The organism is Rhodococcus sp. 852002-51564_SCH6189132-a (assembly GCF_001665495.1).
GTDB lineage: Bacteria > Actinomycetota > Actinomycetes > Mycobacteriales > Mycobacteriaceae > Rhodococcus > Rhodococcus pyridinivorans.
Genome location: NZ_LZMJ01000055.1, coordinates 1 through 17,868 on the forward strand (window position 1 = coordinate 1; position 17,868 = coordinate 17,868).

Below are 17,868 nucleotides of genomic sequence, written 5' to 3' on the forward strand. Positions count from 1 at the left end.
GGGGGCGGGGGGGCGGGGGGGGGGGGGGGGGGGCCCCGGGGGGCGGGGGCGCCCGGGTACGCCGGGGGAGGGAGGCGGGGAGGGGGGGGGGGGGGGGGGGGGGGGCTTCGCCCAGCCACCCTGACGGCGCCATTCGTCGGCGCGGCGCTGATAGCGCATCTGCTCCCGTAGGGCGCCCTGTACCGCCTGCGCCATCCAGGAGTTGAGTGACACTCCGCTCTGCTGCGCCGCTTCCTCGGCCTTGGTCTTGATCTGTTCGACGAGGCGCAGGGTGACCCGGCTGATGTCGCCCGTCATCTCCTCGAAGGACGGCGTCGGATCCTCGTGCGGGGGAGCGGGTTCGCTGTGGACGGCGAGGACGGCATCGGTGCCGTCGAGGCGCACCGTGACGGTGCGGTCGCCGAGTTCGTCGCTGATCTCGTTGGCCATGTCGGACAGTGCTGCCAGGACCGCGAGGCGGACGGGTGCGGCGATGGCGGTCGCGAGGGCTGCGGCGGTGCGTCGGGTCTGCTCGTCGCCGAGTTCGGCTGCGGAGATCACGGAGTCCGTGATGGCGGACGTGTATTTGTCGATGTCCATGACGCCAGTGTGACGTCACCGATGATGTCACGCAAGGTGTCATCGTGATGTCATCGATCGTCGCAGGTCGAGGCGCGTTAGTGTGCGGACGGAAGAGACGGCGCGTCCAGAGGATGCGCGACGACCGAGGCGAGGAGGAGACGATGGCGCCCGAACCCGCCGTTCCGAAGGTCCGGCTCATCGCCACGACGGAGTTCCACGTCCCCTACGACGTCGACTGGGACACCGACGCCGAGGGCGGCGAAGCGCTCGTCGAGTTCGCCGGTCGCGCCTGCTACCAGAGCTGGTCCAAGCCCAACCCCCGCACCGCGACGAACGGCGGATATCTCCGTCACCTGCTCACCGTGGGGCACCTGTCCGTTCTCGAACACGCGACGGCGACCTTCTACATCACCGGCATCTCCCGTTCGTGCACGCACGAGCTGATCCGGCACCGGCACTTCTCGTTCTCGCAGCTGTCGCAGCGTTTCGTCGCCGACGGTGAGGTGCCCGTGGTGGTTCCGCCCGCGATTGCGGGCGATGCCGAACTCGAGGAGTTGTTCTTCGCGGCCGCGGAGCGCAGCCGCGAGGCGTATGTGGCGCTGTTGGCGGCGCTCGACGAGAAGCTCTCGCATCTTCCCGCCGGTCCGTTGCGCGCCAAGCAGGTCCGGGAGGCCGCCCGGGCGGTGCTCCCCAACGCCACGGAGACCCGCATCGTCGTCACCGGAAACTACCGATCGTGGCGTCACTTCGTCGCCATGCGCGCGACCGAACATGCCGACGTCGAGATCCGGCGTCTCGCCGTCGAATGTGTGCGTCAGCTCGCGGATGCCGCACCGAACGCGTTCTCGGACTTCGCGATCACGAAGCTGGCCGACGGCAGCGAGATCGCAGCTCCCACGCTTGCGACCGACCTCTGATCGACCGCTACACCGATCTGTGATCCGTCTTCGGAGGGCAGGCATGTGTCGAGCCGGCCCTGCCACGCGGTAGCCTTCTGACCATGACCAACGGTGATTCCGCAACTGCTGTCGAGCTTCCGTTCGGCACCGTCGCCACAGCGATGGTGACCCCGTTCACTGCCGATGGCAAGCTCGACGTGGATGCGGGCGTGAGTCTGGCGAACTACCTCGTCGACGGTGGCTGTGACGCACTGGTTCTCGCCGGTACGACCGGCGAATCGCCCACGACGACCGAGAACGAGAAGATGGAGCTGATGCGGGCCGTGCTCGCATCCGTCGGCGACCGCGCCAAGATCATCGCCGGGGCCGGCAGCAACGACACCGCCCACAGCGTCGAGCTCGCCCGCGACGCCGCGCGAGCCGGTGCACACGGCCTGCTCGTGGTGACCCCGTACTACTCGCGGCCCCCGCAGGCCGGCCTCTACGCCCACTTCGTCGCGGTGGCCGACGCGACCGATCTGCCGGTCATGCTCTACGACATCCCACCTCGATCCGTCGTGCCGATCGAGACCGACACACTGCGTCTGCTCGCCGAGCACCCGCGGATCGTCGCGGTGAAGGACGCCAAGGGCGATCTGAACGCGGGCGCCGAGCTGATCGGTACCACCGACCTGAAGTTCTACTCGGGCGACGACCCCCTGAACCTGCCGTGGCTGTCCGTCGGCGCCGTCGGATTCGTCAGCGTCATCGGCCATCTCGTGCCCGGTCGCCTGCGCGAGCTGCACACCGCTTTCGAAGCCGGCGATCTCGAACTCGCCCGCCGCATCAATCTGTCGATGGTGCCCATCTATCGCGCCGTCGCTCGGCTGGGCGGCGTGAGCGCCTCGAAGGCCGCCCTGCGGCTGCTCGGCATCGACGTCGGAGAGCCTCGTCTGCCGCAGGTCGCCCCGGTGACCGCGCAGATCGACGCTCTCGCGGCGGATCTCCAGGCTGCGGGGGTGCTGTGATGAGCCGCCCCGCACGCGGCCGGGGCCGCGCCACCCGCAACGCCGGTCCGCCCGCCCGCGTTCCGCGGCGTGTCGCGCAGAACTCGGCGAACCCCCAGCGTCCGGACGCCCGCATCGTCGATCCCACCGAGCGATTGGGTCTGCCGCCGAAGGCTCCTCGCGACGGTCTGCGGGTCGTCGCGCTCGGCGGTATCGGCGAGATCGGCCGCAACATGACGGTCTTCGAGCACCAGGGCCGGCTGCTCGTCGTCGACTGCGGGGTGCTCTTTCCCGAGGACCAGCAGCCGGGCGTCGACCTGATCCTGCCCGACTTCCGGTACATCGAGGACCGGATGGACGACGTCGAGGCGATCGTCCTCACCCACGGCCACGAGGACCACATCGGTGCCGTGCCGTTCCTGCTGCGCCTGCGCCCCGACATCCCGGTCGTCGGGTCCAAGTTCACCCTGGCTCTCGTCGCGGCGAAGTGCCGCGAACACCGCCAGCGTCCCAACCTCGTCGAGGTCGTCGAGGGGCAGACCACCTCGCACGGTCCGTTCGAGTGCGAGTACTTCGCGGTCAACCACTCCATCCCGGACGCGATCGCCGTCGCGATCCGCACCGCTGCGGGCATCGTGCTGCACACCGGCGACATCAAGCTCGACCAGCTGCCGCTCGACAACCGTCTCACCGACCTCGCGGGCTTCTCCCGCCTCGGCGACGAGGGTGTCGACCTGTTCCTCGTCGACTCGACGAACGCCGAGGTCCCCGGCTTCGTCACACCGGAGCGCGAGATCGGCGGAGTGCTCGACACCGTCATCGGCAAGGCCGCCAACCGGGTGATCGTCGCGTCCTTCGCGAGCCACGTGCACCGCATCCAGCAGATCGTCGACGTCGCCGAGCGCTACAACCGGCGTGTGGCGTTCGTCGGCCGGTCGATGGTCCGCAACATGCAGATCGCGCAGGATCTGGGCTACCTGAACGTGCCCGACGGCCTCGAGGTCGACATCGACACCGCCGCGAGCCTGCCCGACGACCGGGTCGTGCTGGTCTCCACCGGTTCGCAGGGCGAACCGCTCTCGGCGCTGTCCCGGATGGCGCGCGGCGAGCACCGGCAGATCAACATCCGGGCCGACGACCTCGTCGTCCTCGCGTCGTCGCTGATCCCTGGCAACGAGAACTCCGTGTTCGCGGTCGTCAACGGCCTGGCCAAGCGCGGCGCGAAGGTCGTCACCCAGCAGAACGCGAAGGTGCACGTCTCCGGTCACGCGTCGGCCGGCGAGCTGCTGTATCTCTACAACGCGGTGCGACCCACCAACGCGATGCCCGTCCATGGCGAGTGGCGCCACCTGCGGGCGAACGCCGCACTGGCCGAGGCCACGGGTGTTCCCCGCGAGCGGATCGTGCTCGCGGAGGACGGTGTGGTCGTCGACATGGTCGACGGACTCGCGGAAATCGTCGGGCGCGTCCCGGTCGGTCACGTCTACGTCGACGGCCTGTCGGTAGGCGACGTGGGCGAGTCCACGCTGTCCGATCGTCTCGTCCTCGGCGAGGGTGGTTTCATCTCCATCTCAGTCGCGGTCGACGCCGCGACCGGCCGTGCGGTGAGCACCCCGGAGGTCTCCGGTCGCGGTTTCTCCGACGACCCGGACGCACTCGACGAGGCGGCGCAGCTCGTCGACAAGGCGCTCAACGAACTCGCTGCCGAAGGGGTCACGGAGACCCATCGCATCGCCCAGGGCATCCGCCGGGTCGTCGGCCGCTGGGTCGCCGAGACCTATCGTCGTCGCCCGATGATCGTGCCCACGGTGATCCCGGTCTCCTGATTTCGGTCCGCGCGGGCCCGCCGAACACGCGGGCTCGCGCGATGGGCGAGGGCAGGAGTGATCGCTAGAGTGGCGGAATGAGCCTCGCCCGAAGCGAACGACATGCCCTCGTCCGCACCATGTCCGAGGTCGGACCCGACGCGCCGACGCTCTGCGGCGACTGGACGGTCCGGGATCTCGCCGCGCACCTGCTCGTCCGCGAGCGCCGCGTGGACGCGATGCCCGGCATCGTCGTCCCGGCCCTGGCCGATCACACGGAGAAGGTGCGACGCTCCGCCACCGACCGACAGTGGGCACACGTGCTCGCCGACGTCGATTCCGGCCCGCCGAAGTGGTCGCCGATGTTCCTGTTCGACGCCGTCGCCAACGCGGCGGAGATGTTCGTGCACCATGAGGACGTGCGCCGCGCGCGGCCCGGATGGGAGCCGCGGACGCTGTCGGCGGACGATCAGGACCAGCTTTGGCGCATCGCGCGGATGATCGGACGCAACAGCTACGGCGGATGCGACGTCACGGTGATCTTCGAGAGGTCCGGTTCCGGCGAGCGGGTCGCCCTGCGCAAGCGCGGTCCGCGCACCGTCGTGCTGCGCGGCGAACCGTCCGAACTCGTGCTGCACGCCTTCGGCCGCGACCAGGTGCGGCTCGAGATCGAGGGCGACGAGTCGGCGGTCTCCGAACTGGCGGGATCGAAACGCGGCCTGTGAGCGCTCGCCCGGACGGCGTGTGACCAGTGCCGCCGACCGGTACCCGTGTTGCTGATGGTTCATGAGAGGTCCGTGCGGCTACCCTGGCGGATATGGCAGGAAAGTCGTCGGGCAGCCGCGGAACGTCGTCTACGACCTCTCGGTCGCGGACGGGGGCGCGGGGCTCGGGCGGCAGCACCTCCCGTGCTCGCAGCGCGGGTGCCTCCACCTCGAAGACCAGATCGACCGCGAAGACGAAGGCGTCCGGATCGACCCGGTCCACCCCTGCGCGTAAGCCGCGCGCCGCGGCCTCGACCGCGAACCGTCGCAGCGGCGGCACCGCACGTCGCGCTCCGGCCGCGAGTCGACGCCCCGCGCCCGCTCGTCCCCGGCGCAGTTCCGGGGGGATCCTCACCGCCGTGGGCCGCACCGTCGGCGCCGGTTGGATGATGACGGCCCGCGCTGTCGGAGCCACGACCCGCACGATGGGTCGCGCCACCGAGATCGAGTCCGGACACCGTCGCGACGGCATCGCGCTCGGATTGATCTCCATCGGTGTGATCATCGCCGGCACGGTGTGGTTCGGCGTCGGCGGCCCGGTGGGGGAGTGGGTCGAGACGGCCGTCCGCGCCATAACCGGTGGTGCGAGCGCGGTCCTTCCGCTCGTCGCGGTCGGCATCGCGGTGACGCTCATGCGCACCGAACCGCATCCCGAGATCCGTCCCCGGCTCGTCGTCGGCGGGCTGCTCCTCGGTCTCCCCGCACTGGGCCTGTGGCACGTCGCCTCCGGTTCACCCACCGACGCGGAGGGCCGCTCGGAAGGGGCCGGTTTCGTCGGTGCCGCCGTGGGCGGCCCGCTCACTTCCGGGCTCACCGTCTGGCTGTCCGTGCCGCTGATGCTCCTCGCGGCGGGCTTCGGGATCCTGCTGCTCACCGGCACCACGGTGCGGGAGCTGCCCGAACTGTTCCGCGACTACTTCGGCCTCGGCTACCGCGCCGACGGCGAGTACGGCGACTACGACGACGATTACGGCTACGACGAGCCGCCGATGTTCGACGCCGACGGCTACCCGATCGACGAGCCGCCCGCCCCCAAGCGGTCCCGCCGCCGGCGTACCCCGGTGGAGAACTACCCGCCTGACGAGTTCGACGGCGACGCGAAGACCGAGGTGCTCCCGCTGTGGGACGACCGCGCATCCGAACCCGAGGCGCCCGCCTCACCGCCGGCCACACTGGAGGTGCCCTCGGTCGCCGAGACCCCGGCGGCAGCGCCGGCCCCGGCTCCCGCCCGCAAGAAGCCGAAGGCCGCCCCGGTACCCGAGGTCGTCGACCAGACCTCCGAGCCGGAACCGGCCGAGACGTTCGTGCGCGACCGCGAGGTCGACGGCGACTACACGCTGCCCTCACTGGAGCTGCTCACCAAGGGCGACCCGCCCAAGACGCGGTCGGCCGCGAACGACCAGATGATCGAGGCGATCACCGAGGTCCTCGAACAGTTCAAGATCGACGCCGCGGTCACCGGCTTCACCCGTGGCCCGACCGTCACCCGCTACGAGGTCGAACTCGGCCCCGGCGTCAAAGTCGAGAAGATCACCGCGCTCGCCCGCAACATCGCGTATGCGGTTGCGACCGACAACGTCCGGTTGCTCGCACCGATCCCGGGCAAGTCCGCCGTCGGCATCGAAGTCCCCAACACCGACCGCGAACTCGTGCGGCTGTCGGACGTGCTCGCAGCACCGTCGACCCGCCGCGACCATCACCCCCTCGTCATCGGTCTCGGCAAGGACATCGAGGGCGACTTCGTCTCCGCCAACCTCGCGAAGATGCCGCACCTGCTGGTCGCCGGTTCGACCGGTTCCGGTAAGTCGAGCTTCGTCAACTCGATGCTCGTGTCGCTGCTCATCCGCGCGACGCCCGACGAGGTGCGGATGATCCTCATCGACCCCAAGATGGTCGAGCTGACGCCCTACGAGGGCATCCCGCACCTGATCACGCCGATCATCACGCAGCCGAAGAAGGCCGCGGCGGCACTGGCCTGGCTCGTCGAGGAGATGGAGCAGCGCTACCAGGACATGCAGGCCAACCGCGTGCGCCACATCGACGACTTCAACACGAAGGTGAAGTCGGGGGAGATCACCGCACCGCTCGGTAGCGAGCGCGTGTACCGGCCGTATCCGTACATCCTCGCCATCGTCGACGAGCTCGCCGACCTGATGATGACGGCCCCACGCGACGTCGAGGACGCGATCGTCCGCATCACCCAGAAGGCCCGCGCCGCCGGCATCCACCTCGTGCTCGCCACCCAGCGACCCTCGGTGGACGTCGTCACGGGTCTCATCAAGACGAACGTGCCCTCGCGACTCGCGTTCGCGACGAGTTCGCTCACCGACTCGCGTGTCATCCTCGACCAGCCCGGTGCCGAGAAGCTCATCGGTATGGGCGACGGACTGTTCCTGCCGATGGGTGCGGGCAAGCCGATCCGCCTGCAGGGTGCGTTCATCACCGACGAGGAGATTGCAGGGGTCGTCGACTTCGCCAAGAACCAGGCCGAACCCGAGTACAACGAGGGCGTCACCGCCCCGAAGGCCGGCGACAAGAAGGACGTCGACCCCGACATCGGCGACGACCTCGACGTCTTCCTGCAGGCCGTCGAACTCGTCGTCACGAGCCAGTTCGGTTCGACGTCGATGCTGCAGCGCAAGCTCCGCGTCGGCTTCGCCAAGGCCGGTCGCCTGATGGACCTGATGGAGACCCGAGGCGTGGTCGGGCCGAGCGAGGGCAGCAAGGCCCGCGAGGTGCTGGTCAAACCCGAGGAACTCGACGGCCTGCTGTACTCGATCCGTGGCGGCGGGGATCCGGTGGAAGTGCCTGCCGCAGAGCAGTGAGACATGCCCGTTCGACCGGCCGTCCCTGTTGCCTTCCGGCGGGAAGTGACGATGTGTGGCACAATCGTGGGAGCTGTGGAGGGGAGTATCCCCAGATCCGCGGCGGTCTCGTCAGCACGTTCGGCACCGATGCCGTCCCGGGGCCGTCGGTCCGGCGATAGTCCGGGCGGGAGAGACCTCCGGCAGGTACGCATACCTACCGGAAGGCCTATGTGCCCATGCACGTAAACCTGACTACCTGGTTGATCACGATCGCCGTCATCATCGGGTTGTTCATCTTCGACTTCTTCGCCCACGTCCGCAAGCCGCACGCGCCCACACTGCGCGAATCCGGTTTCTGGTCGGCCGTCTTCGTCGCCATCGCGATCCTCTTCGGCGTGATCGTCTTCGCGGTCTGGGGACCGACCTACGGCGGTGAGTACTTCGCCGGCTACATCACCGAGAAGGCGCTGTCGGTCGACAACCTCTTCGTGTTCGTCATCATCATGGCCACCTTCGCGGTGCCCCGTGAGTACCAGCAGAAGGTCCTCACCATCGGCATCGTGCTGGCGCTGGTCATGCGCGGAGCCTTCATCGCGGTCGGTGCCGCGGCGATCAACGCCTACAGTTGGGTGTTCTACCTGTTCGGCTTCTTCCTCATCTACACGGCGGTCAAGCTCATCCGCGACCACGGTGAGGACCCGCAGGCCATCTCGGAGAACCGGATGGTCAAGCTGGCCCGGAAGTTCCTGCCGGTGCACGACGAGTACGACGGCGACCGCCTCGTCACCCGCATCGACGGCAAGAAGTTCGTCACGCCGATGCTGCTCGCGCTCGTCGCGATCGGCTTCACCGACATCCTCTTCGCGCTCGACTCGATCCCCGCGATCTACGGTCTGACCAACGAGCCGTACCTGGTGTTCACTGCGAACGCCTTCGCGCTGATGGGCCTGCGCCAGCTGTTCTTCCTCATCGGCGGTCTGCTCGAGCGGTTGGTCTACCTGTCCTACGGACTGTCGATCATCCTCGCGTTCATCGGCGTGAAGCTGGTGCTCCACGCCCTGCATGAGAACACGCTCGGCTGGATCAACGGCGGCGAGCACGTCGCCGTCCCGGAGATCTCCACCGGCGTGTCCCTGATCGTGATCGTCGGAGTGCTGGCCGTGACGACGGTGGCCAGCCTGCTCAAGACGCGCGGTGAGAAGGAATCCGTCAGGAGTTGAACACGCCCATCACCGGGTTCCACCCGGTGATGCGCACGGCATCGACGAGGTCGCGCTGCGCGAACGGGTCCTGGGCCATCAGTTGGCGCGCCGCGGCCTCGTCGGCCACGTCGACGAGGATGAGCGCACCCGAACCGTCGGTCCACGGGCCGGTCGCCCGCACGATGCCCTGTTCGACGAGATCGCCGAGCCATGCTCGGTGCTTCGGGCGGTGCTCGTCGCGCGCCGAGGCGGTCGCATCCGAATAGGTGTACTCGACGGCGAACAGGGCCATGCGGGCCTCGCTTTCGTGGGTCTCGATCAGAGGGTGAGGAGCATCCGGGTGTTCCCGAGCGTGTTCGGTTTCACGTAGCTCAGGTCCAGGAACTCCGCGACGCCCGTATCGTACGACCGGCACATCTCCGCATAGACCTCGGCCGTCACCGGAGTCCCCTGGATCTCCGTGAAACCGTGCCGCGCAAAGAACTCCACCTCGAAGGTGAGCACGAACAGTCGTTCCAGCTCGAGTTCGCGGGCGACCTCGATGAGGCGCTCGACGATCAGGTGACCTGCGCCGTGGCCCTTGACGGACGGGTCGACGGCCACGGTGCGCACCTCGCCGAGATCCGACCACAGCACGTGCAGGGCCCCGCACCCGACGACCCGACCCCCGAGTTCGGCCACCCAGAACTCCTGGACGGCCTCGTACAGGGTCACCAGATTCTTCTCGAGCAAAATCCTGCCCGCATAGATGTCGATGAGCCGCTTGATCTCGGGCACGTCGGAGGTTCGGGCGCGCCGTACGACCATTCGATCGTTCGAGTCGTGGTTCGTCGGCGGTGTCGTCATGCGGTGAACAGTAGCGCGTGCGGCTACCGATATTGTGGGGCACATGAGCACGCCCCGCCAGCATGTCACCGCGTCGGGCGGGAGCGGCGCCGCACCGGGACCGCACGCCGGGAGCCCGCACGATCCGGTGCCGTTGTGGAACATCGCCAACATCTTGACGGTGGGTCGGATCGCGTTGGTACCGGTCTTCCTGGTGCTGCTCTTCGTCGGCGACGGGCACGACATCGGGTGGAGGCTCGCGGCGACCGGAGTCTTCGCGATCGCCGCCATCACCGACCGGATCGACGGTCAACTCGCGCGAAAGCACGGTCTCGTCACCGATTTCGGCAAACTCGCCGATCCTATCGCCGACAAGGCCCTCATCGGTGCCGCGCTGGTCGGGCTGTCGATGCTCGGTGACCTGTCGTGGTGGGTCACCGGGATCATCGCTGCTCGGGAGCTGGGGATCACCGCCCTGCGGTTCGCCGTGCTCCGGCACGCCGTGATCCCGGCGAGTCGCGGTGGCAAGCTCAAGACGCTGGTGCAGACGCTCGCCATCGGTGTCTACCTGCTGCCGCTGCCCGAATCGGTGGCGCCGGTGGCGATCGGCCTGATGATCCTGGCGGTCGCCCTGACGGTGGTGACGGGACTCGACTACGTGGTCCAGGCGATCCGGCTGCGTACCGGGGTGCGCCGGAGCGAGAGCGAGACCGCCCGTGCGGAGGACGTCCCGAGGGTGAACGTCCTGGGGGTGGACGTCGCGGGGGAGGACGCCGCGGAGGAGGGCGCCGCTGCCCAGGACACGCCGGGCGACGGCCGCACGGTGGGCGAGGACGCCCGGTAACCACGGGGCGGGACATGCGGGATCCGGCTCGGTGCGGTCGACACCGCTGTGTCGGGACTACGCTGTGTCGGGACTACTCGGGCGTCTGCAACCGCCGTCGGCGTTGTAATGTCTGGACACCGCGGTATCGAGGTCCGATCGATCTGCGGGAACCTCGCAGCGTCGTCGTGCGTTGACGAGGTGTCGGCACGACGGACGAAGGAGGATGGGATGGCGCTGTTGTTGCGTGAGGCACTCGGTGACAGCCTTCGGCGCACCCGTGTTTCGCAGAGCCGCACCCTGCGCGAAGTCTCCAGCAGCGCCCGGGTCAGCCTCGGCTATCTCTCGGAGATCGAGCGCGGCAGGAAGGAGGCCTCGAGCGAACTGCTCGCGGCCATCTGCGATGCACTGGAGGTCCCGCTGTCCGACGTGCTGTTCGATGTGAGCGGTCTGCTGGCGGACGGCCTCGACCGTCGCACGGACATGGAGACCACCGCAGCCGACACGGCACCGGCCGAGCGGTCCGACGACGGCGCCACCGCCGAGCCCGGGTTGCTCGCGCAGGAGCCGCGCATGGTGATCCCTGCACCCGCCGCACAGGCGCTGGCAGCCGCCTAACATGGACCACGAACCGTGCCGGTCTCGCCGGATACGGTCGTAAGCGACATCGAGCCGGGGCGTGGTGCGTGCACGGACCCGGCCGGGGCAGGTGGGTCGTCGGGGGTAGCAGCGGACCGGCGATCTTCGAACCGGGGCGCGAGGGCCGCGTACCGGGTCGCGTTCGGCGCGGCGTACCAGATGGAGGCAGGATCACACCCATGGCTAATCCTTTCGTCAAGGGCTGGAAGTACCTGATGGCGCTTTTCAACTCGAAGATCGATGAGAAGGCCGATCCGAAGGTCCAGATTCAGCAGGCGATCGAGGACGCGCAGCGTCAGCATCAGGCACTCTCGCAGCAGGCGGCCTCCGTTATCGGTAACCAGCGTCAGCTCGAGATGAAGCTCAACCGTCAGCTGGACGAGGTGGAGAAGCTCAACGCGAGTGCCCGCCAGGCCGTCATGATGGCCGACCAGGCCACGGCGGCGGGCGACACCGAGAAGGCGATCCAGTACACGAACGCGGCCGAGGCCTTCGCGGCACAGCTCGTCACCGCCGAGCAGTCCGTCGAGGACCTCAAGGTGCTGCACGACCAGTCGCTCCAGGCCGCCGCGCAGGCCAAGAAGGCCGTCGAGCAGAACGCCATGGCGCTGCAGCAGAAGGTCGCAGAGCGCACGAAGCTGCTCAGCCAGCTCGAGCAGGCCAAGATGCAGGAGCGCGTGAGCGAGTCGCTGCGTTCGATGGATTCGACCCTCGCAGCTCCGGGCACCACTCCGAGCCTCGATGCCGTCCGCGAGAAGATCGAGCGTCGCTACGCCAACGCTCTCGGTTCGGCCGAGCTCGCCCAGAACTCGGTGCAGGGCCGCATGCTCGAGGTTCAGCAGGCCACCGTCCAGATGGCCGGTCACAGCCGACTCGAGCAGATCCGGGCGTCGATGAAGGGCGAGGCGCTTCCGGGCACCCCCGCCAACCCTGCCGTCGACACGCGCAAAGAGCCCCCGAACGCTGCCGGTACCACCGGCCGCTGATCCGCACGCCTCGGAACTGATCCGCCGTGAACGTCTCCGGAGACGACCGGACCGGGAACATCCCCGGTTCGGTCGTCTCTGCGTTCCGCGATGCCACCGGCAACGCGATGGAGGCCGCGCGCCGCTGGCGCGATCCCGCCGCCCGCTTGCGGCGTAAGAAGCGTCGCGCGCGTCGGCGTGCCAGTTTCTTCGGTGCCGGCTCGGGCACCACGGCGATCGGCACCGCGACCCTGGCCGTCGCGTCGGCTCCCGAATGGACGCTCGTCGCGGCCGGGGGAGCGACGGCGGCTCTCGCAGTGCCTGCCGTCCTCGCCGTCCGTACCTTCCGTCGCCTCGATGCGGTGCCGCTGCCCCCACCGCCGCCGCGCCGCCGGTCGCTGCCACCGGCCGGTTCGGTCGCCCGCGCCCCGATGGAACGCCTCGCGGCGAACGAGGAGAGCCTGCGGCGCCTGCTCGGTGTGCTCGTGCGGTCGAACTCCGTGGCCCCCGACGACCTCACCGAGATCGACGACGCGGCCCGCGCAGCCGCATCCGCACTCGATGCCGTCGTCGAGGACGTCGTTGCCCTCGAATCCGCCGCGCAGGGCAGTGCGGCCGCCAAGACCCATCTGTCCGCGGCCATCGTCGACGCGGGCGAGCGTCTCGGGACGGGTGTCGACCAGTTCGAGGAACTCGTCGCCGCCGCAGCACGCCTCGCCGCGACCGCCGAGGGTAACCGGTCGCTGGCGATGCTCGACCAGCGACGCGCCGAACTGATCGCCACGTCCGACAAACTCGAGAGCTGGGCGCAGTCCTGGCGCGAGTTGGGGCAGATCGAGCAGCGTTACCACCCCTGAGGGGTGGAACACCCCCATCATCGACACCGCGAGCCGAACACGTCGGTCGTCGACACCTCTCAGTCGTCGACACCGCGAGCGGCGAGGGCCTCGCCCATCGCCTCCGCGGTGCGGAGGGCTCCCACCACCACCGGAACCACCAGCGCCCGCAACGAGAATCCGAGACCGCGCGCCTTGCGTGCCTCGGTCACGCGGGTGACCACGGTGCCGATCAGCGGGATCGCGCGGACGGTCATCACCAGCACGAGTCCCACCCGGTCGGGATCGACCCCGACGCGCGCGAGGGGACGGGCCGCCCGCACGATCGCGTCGAGCATGTCGGTGGTCCGCGTCGTGAGGGTCACCAGGGCGGCCAGGGCGACCGCCACGAGCAGCGACCCGCAGATCACCACCGCCCGTTCCCACCCCGCCACGAGCACCTGGAACGCTGCAATGATCGCCAGCATCCACACCAGCGGCCGCAGCTGCACAACCGCCAGACGCGGAGGTATGCGCGCGGCCGCATACGCGAGCACGGCCAAGGCCAGGGCGGGAAGCACCTGCCAGGGTTGCCGGATCCACAGGGTCAGCGCAAGGATCAGTGCTGCGACCGCGAGCAGCTTCGCTCCCGCCGGAAGCCGGTGCAGGACGGAGCGTCCGGGATGGTAGAGGCCGAACGTGTTCACCCGATCAGATTCCGGTAGAACGCGAGCGCGGACGCCGGTTCGTCGTCGGCGACGACCCGCCCCGAGTCGACCACCAGCACACGATCGAAGTCCACGAGGAGTTCGAGATTGTGGGTCACCGCGATCACCTGCTGCGGAAGGCTCGCGAAGGTGCGCGCGATGAGCTTCGTATTGCGCAGGTCGAGCAGGGTCGTCGGTTCGTCCGCGACGAGCACCGCCGGGTCGGTCACCATGATCGCGGCGAGCGCGAGCAACTGCTTCTGGCCGCCCGAGAGCAGGTGGCTGGGGTGGTCGTGATGCCCCGCGAGCCCGAAGTCGGCGAGGACCTGCCGTACCCGGGCTTCGCGCTCCTCTTTGCCGAGTCCGCTGCGTCTCAGCGAGAAGGCGACGTCCTCGGCGACCGTCGGCATGACGATCTGATGGTCCGGGTCGGTGAAGACGAATCCGACCTTCTTGCGGACCTCCCGGCCCTTGCGCGCCGTGTCGAGGCCGTCGACGGTCACCGAGCCGGACGACGGGACGAGCAGGCCGTTGATCATGCGCGCCATCGTCGACTTGCCGCTGCCGTTCGCTCCGACGATGCCGACGCGTCGTTCGGTGAGGACCACGTCGACCCCGTCGAGGACGGTGCGGTCGCCGTAGGCGTGCCGCACCTCCCGGAATCGGATCTCGCTCATCGACGGTCGGACTGCGTCAGTGCGCGGGATCCGCAGCGGGGCGGTGCGCGATGCGCGATGCCGCCAGTGCGGGATAGGCGCGATGCACCTGGGCGGCGACCGCTGCGGCGACGACCGCCTTGGCCAGATCGCCCGGCAGGAAGGTGACGTTGGCCGCGGCGGCGGCCCACACCGTGAGATCCGTGCGCAGGACCATGCCTGCGATACCGAAGGCGTAGAGGACGACGATGCCACCGAGGACGTTGACGGCCACACCGGGCAACGTGCGGTATCGCGGCAGCATCTTCATGCTCAGCCAGCCGATCACGGCGACGGCAGGGATCCAGCCGATGAGGAAGCCCACCGTGGGACCTGCCAGCGAGGTGAGGGTCGTGCGCCCGCCGGCGAGTACGGGCAGCGCCAGCCCCAGCACGATCACGGTGAGCACCGACAGGACACCTTTGCGTGCGCCGAGCAGTGCACCCGCGAGCATCACGCCCAAGGTCTGCAGCGTGATGGGCACGCCGGACGATCCGATACTGATCTGACCGGGCAGTCCCAGGGCGATGATCAGGGCGGCGAAGACGGCGATCTGCGCGAGGTCGCGCGCGGGGATACGGGGGGACGAGGACACGGTTACTCAGCCTTCTGGTATGGATGGCGAACCCGTAGAGCCTAAGCCGTACCGGCGTGCCGCGGGTCACCGACCCGTCTCCGGGTGCCCGTGGGCCACACAGGGGTGCGCCTCCGGGTGTCCCCTGATCTTTCCCTGATATCTGCGCTGGCCTGCTGTTTTTCATTGCTCGAGCTGTCAGGATCGAGGCGTACCGAGCAAACGGAGTCCGACTCGGAAGAGGTCGGCATCGAGGGTGGGAGTACCCAATGTTCTGGAAGATCGTAGGAATCGTCGCGGTGGTGTGGGTCGGTCTCGCCGTCCTCGGCGCCCTGCTCGACAACCTGTTCGGCTTTCTCGTACTCGGCGCCGTGATCTTCGGCGGATACCTGCTGTACAAGGCAGTATCGGGAGGTGACAAGCACGACCTGACACGTCTGTAGACGAAGGGGGCAGCTGTGGAGGCGGTACCGGAGAACTGGCAACGCGGACTCGTCGTCGTCGCCCACCCGGACGACATCGAATACGGCGCGGCGGCGGCGATCGCGCGGTGGACCCGACAGGGCAAGGAAATTTCCTACGTTCTGGCCACCAGTGGCGAGGCGGGCATCGCCGGTCTGTCGCCCGAGAAGAGCGGGCCGGTGCGGGAATCGGAGCAGCGCGAGTCCGCGCGGATCGTCGGAGTGGATACCGTCGAGTTCCTCGGGCACCCGGATGGTCGACTCGTCCCGAGTCTCGATCTCCGTCGCGACATCGCTTCCGCCATCCGACGTCATCGTCCTGAGATGGTGGTCACGCTCGCGTTCGGGCTGTCGCCCCGGCCCGGCTGGGTCAACAGTGCCGACCATCGGGCGCTCGGGATCAGCGTCCTCGACGCCGTCTCCGATGCCGCGAACGAATGGATCTTCCCGGAACTCACCGAACGCGGTCTGGAACCGTGGCACGGCGTGCGATGGGCTGCCGTGTGTCCGGGTTCGCCTCCGACCCACGCGGTGGACGTGACCGATACGGTCGAACTGGCAGTCGAGTCCCTCGCGGCGCACCGTCTGTACCTGCAGGCTCTCGACGACAGGCCGGTGGAGGCACAAGCGCGCGAACAGGTGGAGCGCGCATCGGCGCCGCTGCCGGGATTCGCTGCCGAGCGCGCCTCCGGGTTCGAGTTGTACACCTTCGCGGGATAGGAAGCGTCCCGCCGTCGGTGGCCTGTGGCAGGCTGTGCGCGTGCGAGTGGCGGTGGTGGCCGGGCCCGATGCGGGTCATGCGATTCCGGCGATCGCGTTGTCGCTGCGGCTCGCGGATGCCGGGCACGACGCGGTCGTCCTCACGGGCGAACGATGGCTCGGCCTCGAGCTGCCCGGTGTGACGTTCGCTGAGTTGAAGGGGCTGGCGCCCCGGCTCGGGGACGACGACGGCGACGCGGGGGCGAAGATCCACGCCCGCGCCGCCCATATCGCGAGCGAGATGCTCCCGGATCTCGGAGCCCTGCTACCCGACCTCGTCGTGGCGGACGTGCTCACCGCCGGCGGAGGGATGGCCGCCGAGCGCCTGGGGATCCCGTGGGTCGAGCTCTCGCCGCACCCGTTGTACCTGCCGTCGCGCGGGCTCCCGCCGATCGGCAGCGGTCTCGATGTGGGCAGGGGCGTGCGGGGCCGGTTGAGGGACGCCGCGTTGCGAGCGATGACCGCGAGATCGCTGCGGCAGGGGGAGCGCGAGCGTTCTGCCGCACGCGTCGGGATCGGTCTGCCGGCGCGCGATCCCGGGCCCCGGGCCCGGCTGATCGCCACCCTGCCGGCACTCGAGGTGCCACGTCCCGACTGGCCCGGGCACGCGCACGTCGTCGGTCCGCTGCTGTGGGAACCCACCGTGGAGATCCTCGATCCGCCGCCAGGGGACGGACCTCTCGTGATGGTCGCGCCGTCGACCGCGGTCACCGGCGTGACCGGGATGGTCGAGACGGTCTGCGACGCACTCGACGGGGCCGGGATGCGGGTCGCCGCGACGATGCTCGACCCTCCGCCGCAGTCGCTCCCCAGCTGGGCCGTCTCGGGTCGCGGCAGGCAGGACGTCCTGCTCCGACAGGCCGATGTCGTCGTGTGCGGGGGTGGGCACGGGATGCTCGCCAAGACGCTGAGTGCGGGGGTTCCGGCGGTGATCGTTCCCGGGGACGGCGACCAGTGGGAGCTGGCGAACCGCGCCGCACGGCAGGGGAGTGCGGTGGTGGTGCGTCCGCTCGACGCGGATGCGGTCCGCTCCGCGATCGACACCGTGCTGTCGTCGCCGGACTTCGCCGCCGCGGCTCGTGCGGCCGCGGACGGTGCCGGCGACGTGGAGGATCCGGTCGCGGTGTGCGAGGCTGCAGCGGACTGACTGTCGCGCCACACCGCGCGCGACTACCGTGGTCGGGGTGCGGTTGACGGAGTTCTACGAGGTGGTCCGGGACGAGTTCGGACAGATGCACGGCGATGCCCTGCTGCGCGATCACGTGCTGCTTTCGCTCGGTGGACGGACGGCGGCCGAGGCGATCGAGGCGGGACAGGAGCCCCGGGAGGTATGGCGCGCTCTCTGCGACGAGTTCGACGTCCCACCCGTGCGGCGGTAGCCGCGGAGCCGGTCGGGGCTGTTCCCGACCGGAATCGGTGCAGGAGTAGATGCCGGAATCGATTTTCTGTCCGACCGGGATGAGACCATTCCTGGCGTACACGAAGCGACCGGATTTCGAACACGTGTTCGGCTATGCTGGGAACGCCGGGTGGGTTGTCCACAGGTGGTGATTCCATCCACAGATACGGCGTTTCCGCAGT

Annotated in this window: 20 protein-coding genes; 14 read left to right on the plus strand and 6 right to left on the minus strand. The window is 69.1% G+C overall.

Features of this window, described 5'->3' with window-relative positions; translation table 11 throughout:
• On the minus strand, window positions 1–579 hold a 579-nt coding region (locus tag A5767_RS12725), incomplete at its 3' end, for a hypothetical protein (RefSeq protein WP_231913183.1).
• A gap of 143 nt (window positions 580–722) precedes the next feature.
• Here A5767_RS12725 and thyX point away from each other — a divergent pair.
• The 6 genes from thyX to A5767_RS12760 all read left to right on the plus strand — a co-directional run bounded on the left by thyX (window position 723) and on the right by A5767_RS12760 (window position 9,042).
• A complete protein-coding gene (gene thyX / locus A5767_RS12730) occupies window positions 723–1,478 on the plus strand; it encodes an FAD-dependent thymidylate synthase (RefSeq protein ID WP_064852456.1) in 756 nt (251 codons plus the stop codon).
• A gap of 83 nt (window positions 1,479–1,561) precedes the next feature.
• Window positions 1,562–2,467: a 4-hydroxy-tetrahydrodipicolinate synthase gene (dapA, locus tag A5767_RS12735; protein WP_064852441.1), complete on the plus strand. Its 906-nt coding sequence runs from the start codon at window positions 1,562–1,564 to the stop codon at window positions 2,465–2,467.
• Window positions 2,467–4,272 (plus strand): ribonuclease J, encoded by a 1,806-nt coding sequence (locus tag A5767_RS12740; RefSeq protein ID WP_019289160.1) that lies wholly within the window; start codon window positions 2,467–2,469, stop codon window positions 4,270–4,272. Before dapA ends, A5767_RS12740 begins: the two co-directional genes overlap by 1 nt.
• A gap of 77 nt (window positions 4,273–4,349) precedes the next feature.
• Window positions 4,350–4,976, plus strand: coding sequence for a TIGR03085 family metal-binding protein (locus A5767_RS12745; RefSeq protein WP_039587011.1), 627 nt, complete (start codon window positions 4,350–4,352; stop codon window positions 4,974–4,976).
• Window positions 4,977–5,068: 92 nt separating this feature from the next.
• A complete protein-coding gene (locus tag A5767_RS12755; protein ID WP_197483243.1) occupies window positions 5,069–7,840 on the plus strand; it encodes a DNA translocase FtsK in 2,772 nt (923 codons plus the stop codon).
• A gap of 218 nt (window positions 7,841–8,058) precedes the next feature.
• Window positions 8,059–9,042, plus strand: coding sequence for a TerC family protein (locus tag A5767_RS12760; RefSeq protein WP_006551278.1), 984 nt, complete (start codon window positions 8,059–8,061; stop codon window positions 9,040–9,042).
• On the opposite strand, the gene A5767_RS12765 is transcribed toward A5767_RS12760, so the two are convergent.
• Together A5767_RS12765 and A5767_RS12770 are read right to left on the minus strand one after the other, a co-directional pair.
• Window positions 9,032–9,316 (minus strand): YciI family protein, encoded by a 285-nt coding sequence (locus tag A5767_RS12765; RefSeq protein ID WP_064256241.1) that lies wholly within the window; start codon window positions 9,314–9,316, stop codon window positions 9,032–9,034. The two genes, A5767_RS12760 and A5767_RS12765, sit on opposite strands and share 11 nt — an antisense overlap.
• Before the next feature lie 26 nt (window positions 9,317–9,342).
• Entirely contained in the window at window positions 9,343–9,870 is a 528-nt protein-coding gene (locus A5767_RS12770) for an amino-acid N-acetyltransferase (RefSeq protein ID WP_228045020.1), read from the minus strand.
• 43 nt (window positions 9,871–9,913) lie between these two features.
• Here A5767_RS12770 and pgsA point away from each other — a divergent pair, with 43 nt between their 5' ends.
• The 4 genes from pgsA to pspM all read left to right on the plus strand — a co-directional run bounded on the left by pgsA (window position 9,914) and on the right by pspM (window position 13,133).
• The gene (pgsA, locus tag A5767_RS12775) at window positions 9,914–10,693 is read left to right on the plus strand and encodes a CDP-diacylglycerol--glycerol-3-phosphate 3-phosphatidyltransferase (RefSeq protein ID WP_064852442.1); all 780 of its coding nucleotides are present in this window, start codon (window positions 9,914–9,916) and stop codon (window positions 10,691–10,693) included.
• Between the two features lie 210 nt (window positions 10,694–10,903).
• A complete protein-coding gene (locus A5767_RS12780) occupies window positions 10,904–11,290 on the plus strand; it encodes a helix-turn-helix domain-containing protein (RefSeq protein ID WP_006551282.1) in 387 nt (128 codons plus the stop codon).
• Window positions 11,291–11,490: 200 nt separating this feature from the next.
• Window positions 11,491–12,297 (plus strand): phage shock protein PspA, encoded by an 807-nt coding sequence (gene pspA, locus A5767_RS12785; RefSeq protein ID WP_006551283.1) that lies wholly within the window; start codon window positions 11,491–11,493, stop codon window positions 12,295–12,297.
• Between the two features lie 26 nt (window positions 12,298–12,323).
• Window positions 12,324–13,133, plus strand: a complete 810-nt coding sequence (gene pspM / locus A5767_RS12790) for a phage shock envelope stress response protein PspM (RefSeq protein ID WP_006551284.1) — start codon at window positions 12,324–12,326, stop codon at window positions 13,131–13,133.
• Window positions 13,134–13,192: 59 nt separating this feature from the next.
• Here the strand turns inward: pspM and A5767_RS12795 are convergent, their stop codons facing one another.
• From A5767_RS12795 to A5767_RS12805, 3 genes are read right to left on the minus strand one after another with little or no spacing between them, the layout of a single operon-like run.
• Complete coding sequence (locus A5767_RS12795) at window positions 13,193–13,798, minus strand: CbiQ family ECF transporter T component (RefSeq protein ID WP_019289168.1); 606 nt, start codon at window positions 13,796–13,798, stop codon at window positions 13,193–13,195.
• Window positions 13,795–14,475, minus strand: coding sequence for an energy-coupling factor ABC transporter ATP-binding protein (locus A5767_RS12800; RefSeq protein ID WP_064256239.1), 681 nt, complete (start codon window positions 14,473–14,475; stop codon window positions 13,795–13,797). Before A5767_RS12800 ends, A5767_RS12795 begins: the two co-directional genes overlap by 4 nt.
• Window positions 14,476–14,491: 16 nt before the next feature.
• The gene (locus A5767_RS12805; protein WP_033096533.1) at window positions 14,492–15,088 is read right to left on the minus strand and encodes a biotin transporter BioY; all 597 of its coding nucleotides are present in this window, start codon (window positions 15,086–15,088) and stop codon (window positions 14,492–14,494) included.
• A 248-nt stretch (window positions 15,089–15,336) separates the two neighbouring features.
• Between A5767_RS12805 and A5767_RS23385 the strand changes: the two genes are divergently transcribed.
• From A5767_RS23385 to A5767_RS12820, 4 genes are read left to right on the plus strand one after another with little or no spacing between them, the layout of a single operon-like run.
• Window positions 15,337–15,510, plus strand: coding sequence for a hypothetical protein (locus tag A5767_RS23385; RefSeq protein ID WP_006551287.1), 174 nt, complete (start codon window positions 15,337–15,339; stop codon window positions 15,508–15,510).
• A 15-nt stretch (window positions 15,511–15,525) separates the two neighbouring features.
• The gene (locus A5767_RS12810) at window positions 15,526–16,248 is read left to right on the plus strand and encodes a PIG-L deacetylase family protein (protein WP_033096535.1); all 723 of its coding nucleotides are present in this window, start codon (window positions 15,526–15,528) and stop codon (window positions 16,246–16,248) included.
• A 40-nt stretch (window positions 16,249–16,288) separates the two neighbouring features.
• Window positions 16,289–17,434 (plus strand): glycosyltransferase, encoded by a 1,146-nt coding sequence (locus A5767_RS12815; RefSeq protein WP_183079138.1) that lies wholly within the window; start codon window positions 16,289–16,291, stop codon window positions 17,432–17,434.
• Between the two features lie 37 nt (window positions 17,435–17,471).
• Window positions 17,472–17,666: a DUF3046 domain-containing protein gene (locus A5767_RS12820; RefSeq protein WP_006551291.1), complete on the plus strand. Its 195-nt coding sequence runs from the start codon at window positions 17,472–17,474 to the stop codon at window positions 17,664–17,666.
• The last annotated feature ends 202 nt before the right edge of the window (window positions 17,667–17,868 follow it).

What these genes read in the sequence shown, in the direction of transcription:
- thyX (WP_064852456.1), top strand. Translation starts at nt 723, where the DNA reads ATGGCGCCCGAACCCGCCGTTCCGAAGGTCCGGCTCATCGCCACGACG.
- dapA (WP_064852441.1), top strand. Translation starts at nt 1,562, where the DNA reads ATGACCAACGGTGATTCCGCAACTGCTGTCGAGCTTCCGTTCGGCACC.
- A5767_RS12740 (WP_019289160.1), top strand. Translation starts at nt 2,467, where the DNA reads ATGAGCCGCCCCGCACGCGGCCGGGGCCGCGCCACCCGCAACGCCGGT.
- A5767_RS12745 (WP_039587011.1), top strand. Translation starts at nt 4,350, where the DNA reads ATGAGCCTCGCCCGAAGCGAACGACATGCCCTCGTCCGCACCATGTCC.
- A5767_RS12755 (WP_197483243.1), top strand. Translation starts at nt 5,069, where the DNA reads ATGGCAGGAAAGTCGTCGGGCAGCCGCGGAACGTCGTCTACGACCTCT.
- A5767_RS12760 (WP_006551278.1), top strand. Translation starts at nt 8,059, where the DNA reads ATGCACGTAAACCTGACTACCTGGTTGATCACGATCGCCGTCATCATC.
- A5767_RS12765 (WP_064256241.1), bottom strand. Translation starts at nt 9,316, where the DNA reads ATGGCCCTGTTCGCCGTCGAGTACACCTATTCGGATGCGACCGCCTCG.
- A5767_RS12770 (WP_228045020.1), bottom strand. Translation starts at nt 9,870, where the DNA reads ATGACGACACCGCCGACGAACCACGACTCGAACGATCGAATGGTCGTA.
- pgsA (WP_064852442.1), top strand. Translation starts at nt 9,914, where the DNA reads ATGAGCACGCCCCGCCAGCATGTCACCGCGTCGGGCGGGAGCGGCGCC.
- A5767_RS12780 (WP_006551282.1), top strand. Translation starts at nt 10,904, where the DNA reads ATGGCGCTGTTGTTGCGTGAGGCACTCGGTGACAGCCTTCGGCGCACC.
- pspA (WP_006551283.1), top strand. Translation starts at nt 11,491, where the DNA reads ATGGCTAATCCTTTCGTCAAGGGCTGGAAGTACCTGATGGCGCTTTTC.
- A5767_RS12800 (WP_064256239.1), bottom strand. Translation starts at nt 14,475, where the DNA reads ATGAGCGAGATCCGATTCCGGGAGGTGCGGCACGCCTACGGCGACCGC.
- A5767_RS23385 (WP_006551287.1), top strand. Translation starts at nt 15,337, where the DNA reads ATGTTCTGGAAGATCGTAGGAATCGTCGCGGTGGTGTGGGTCGGTCTC.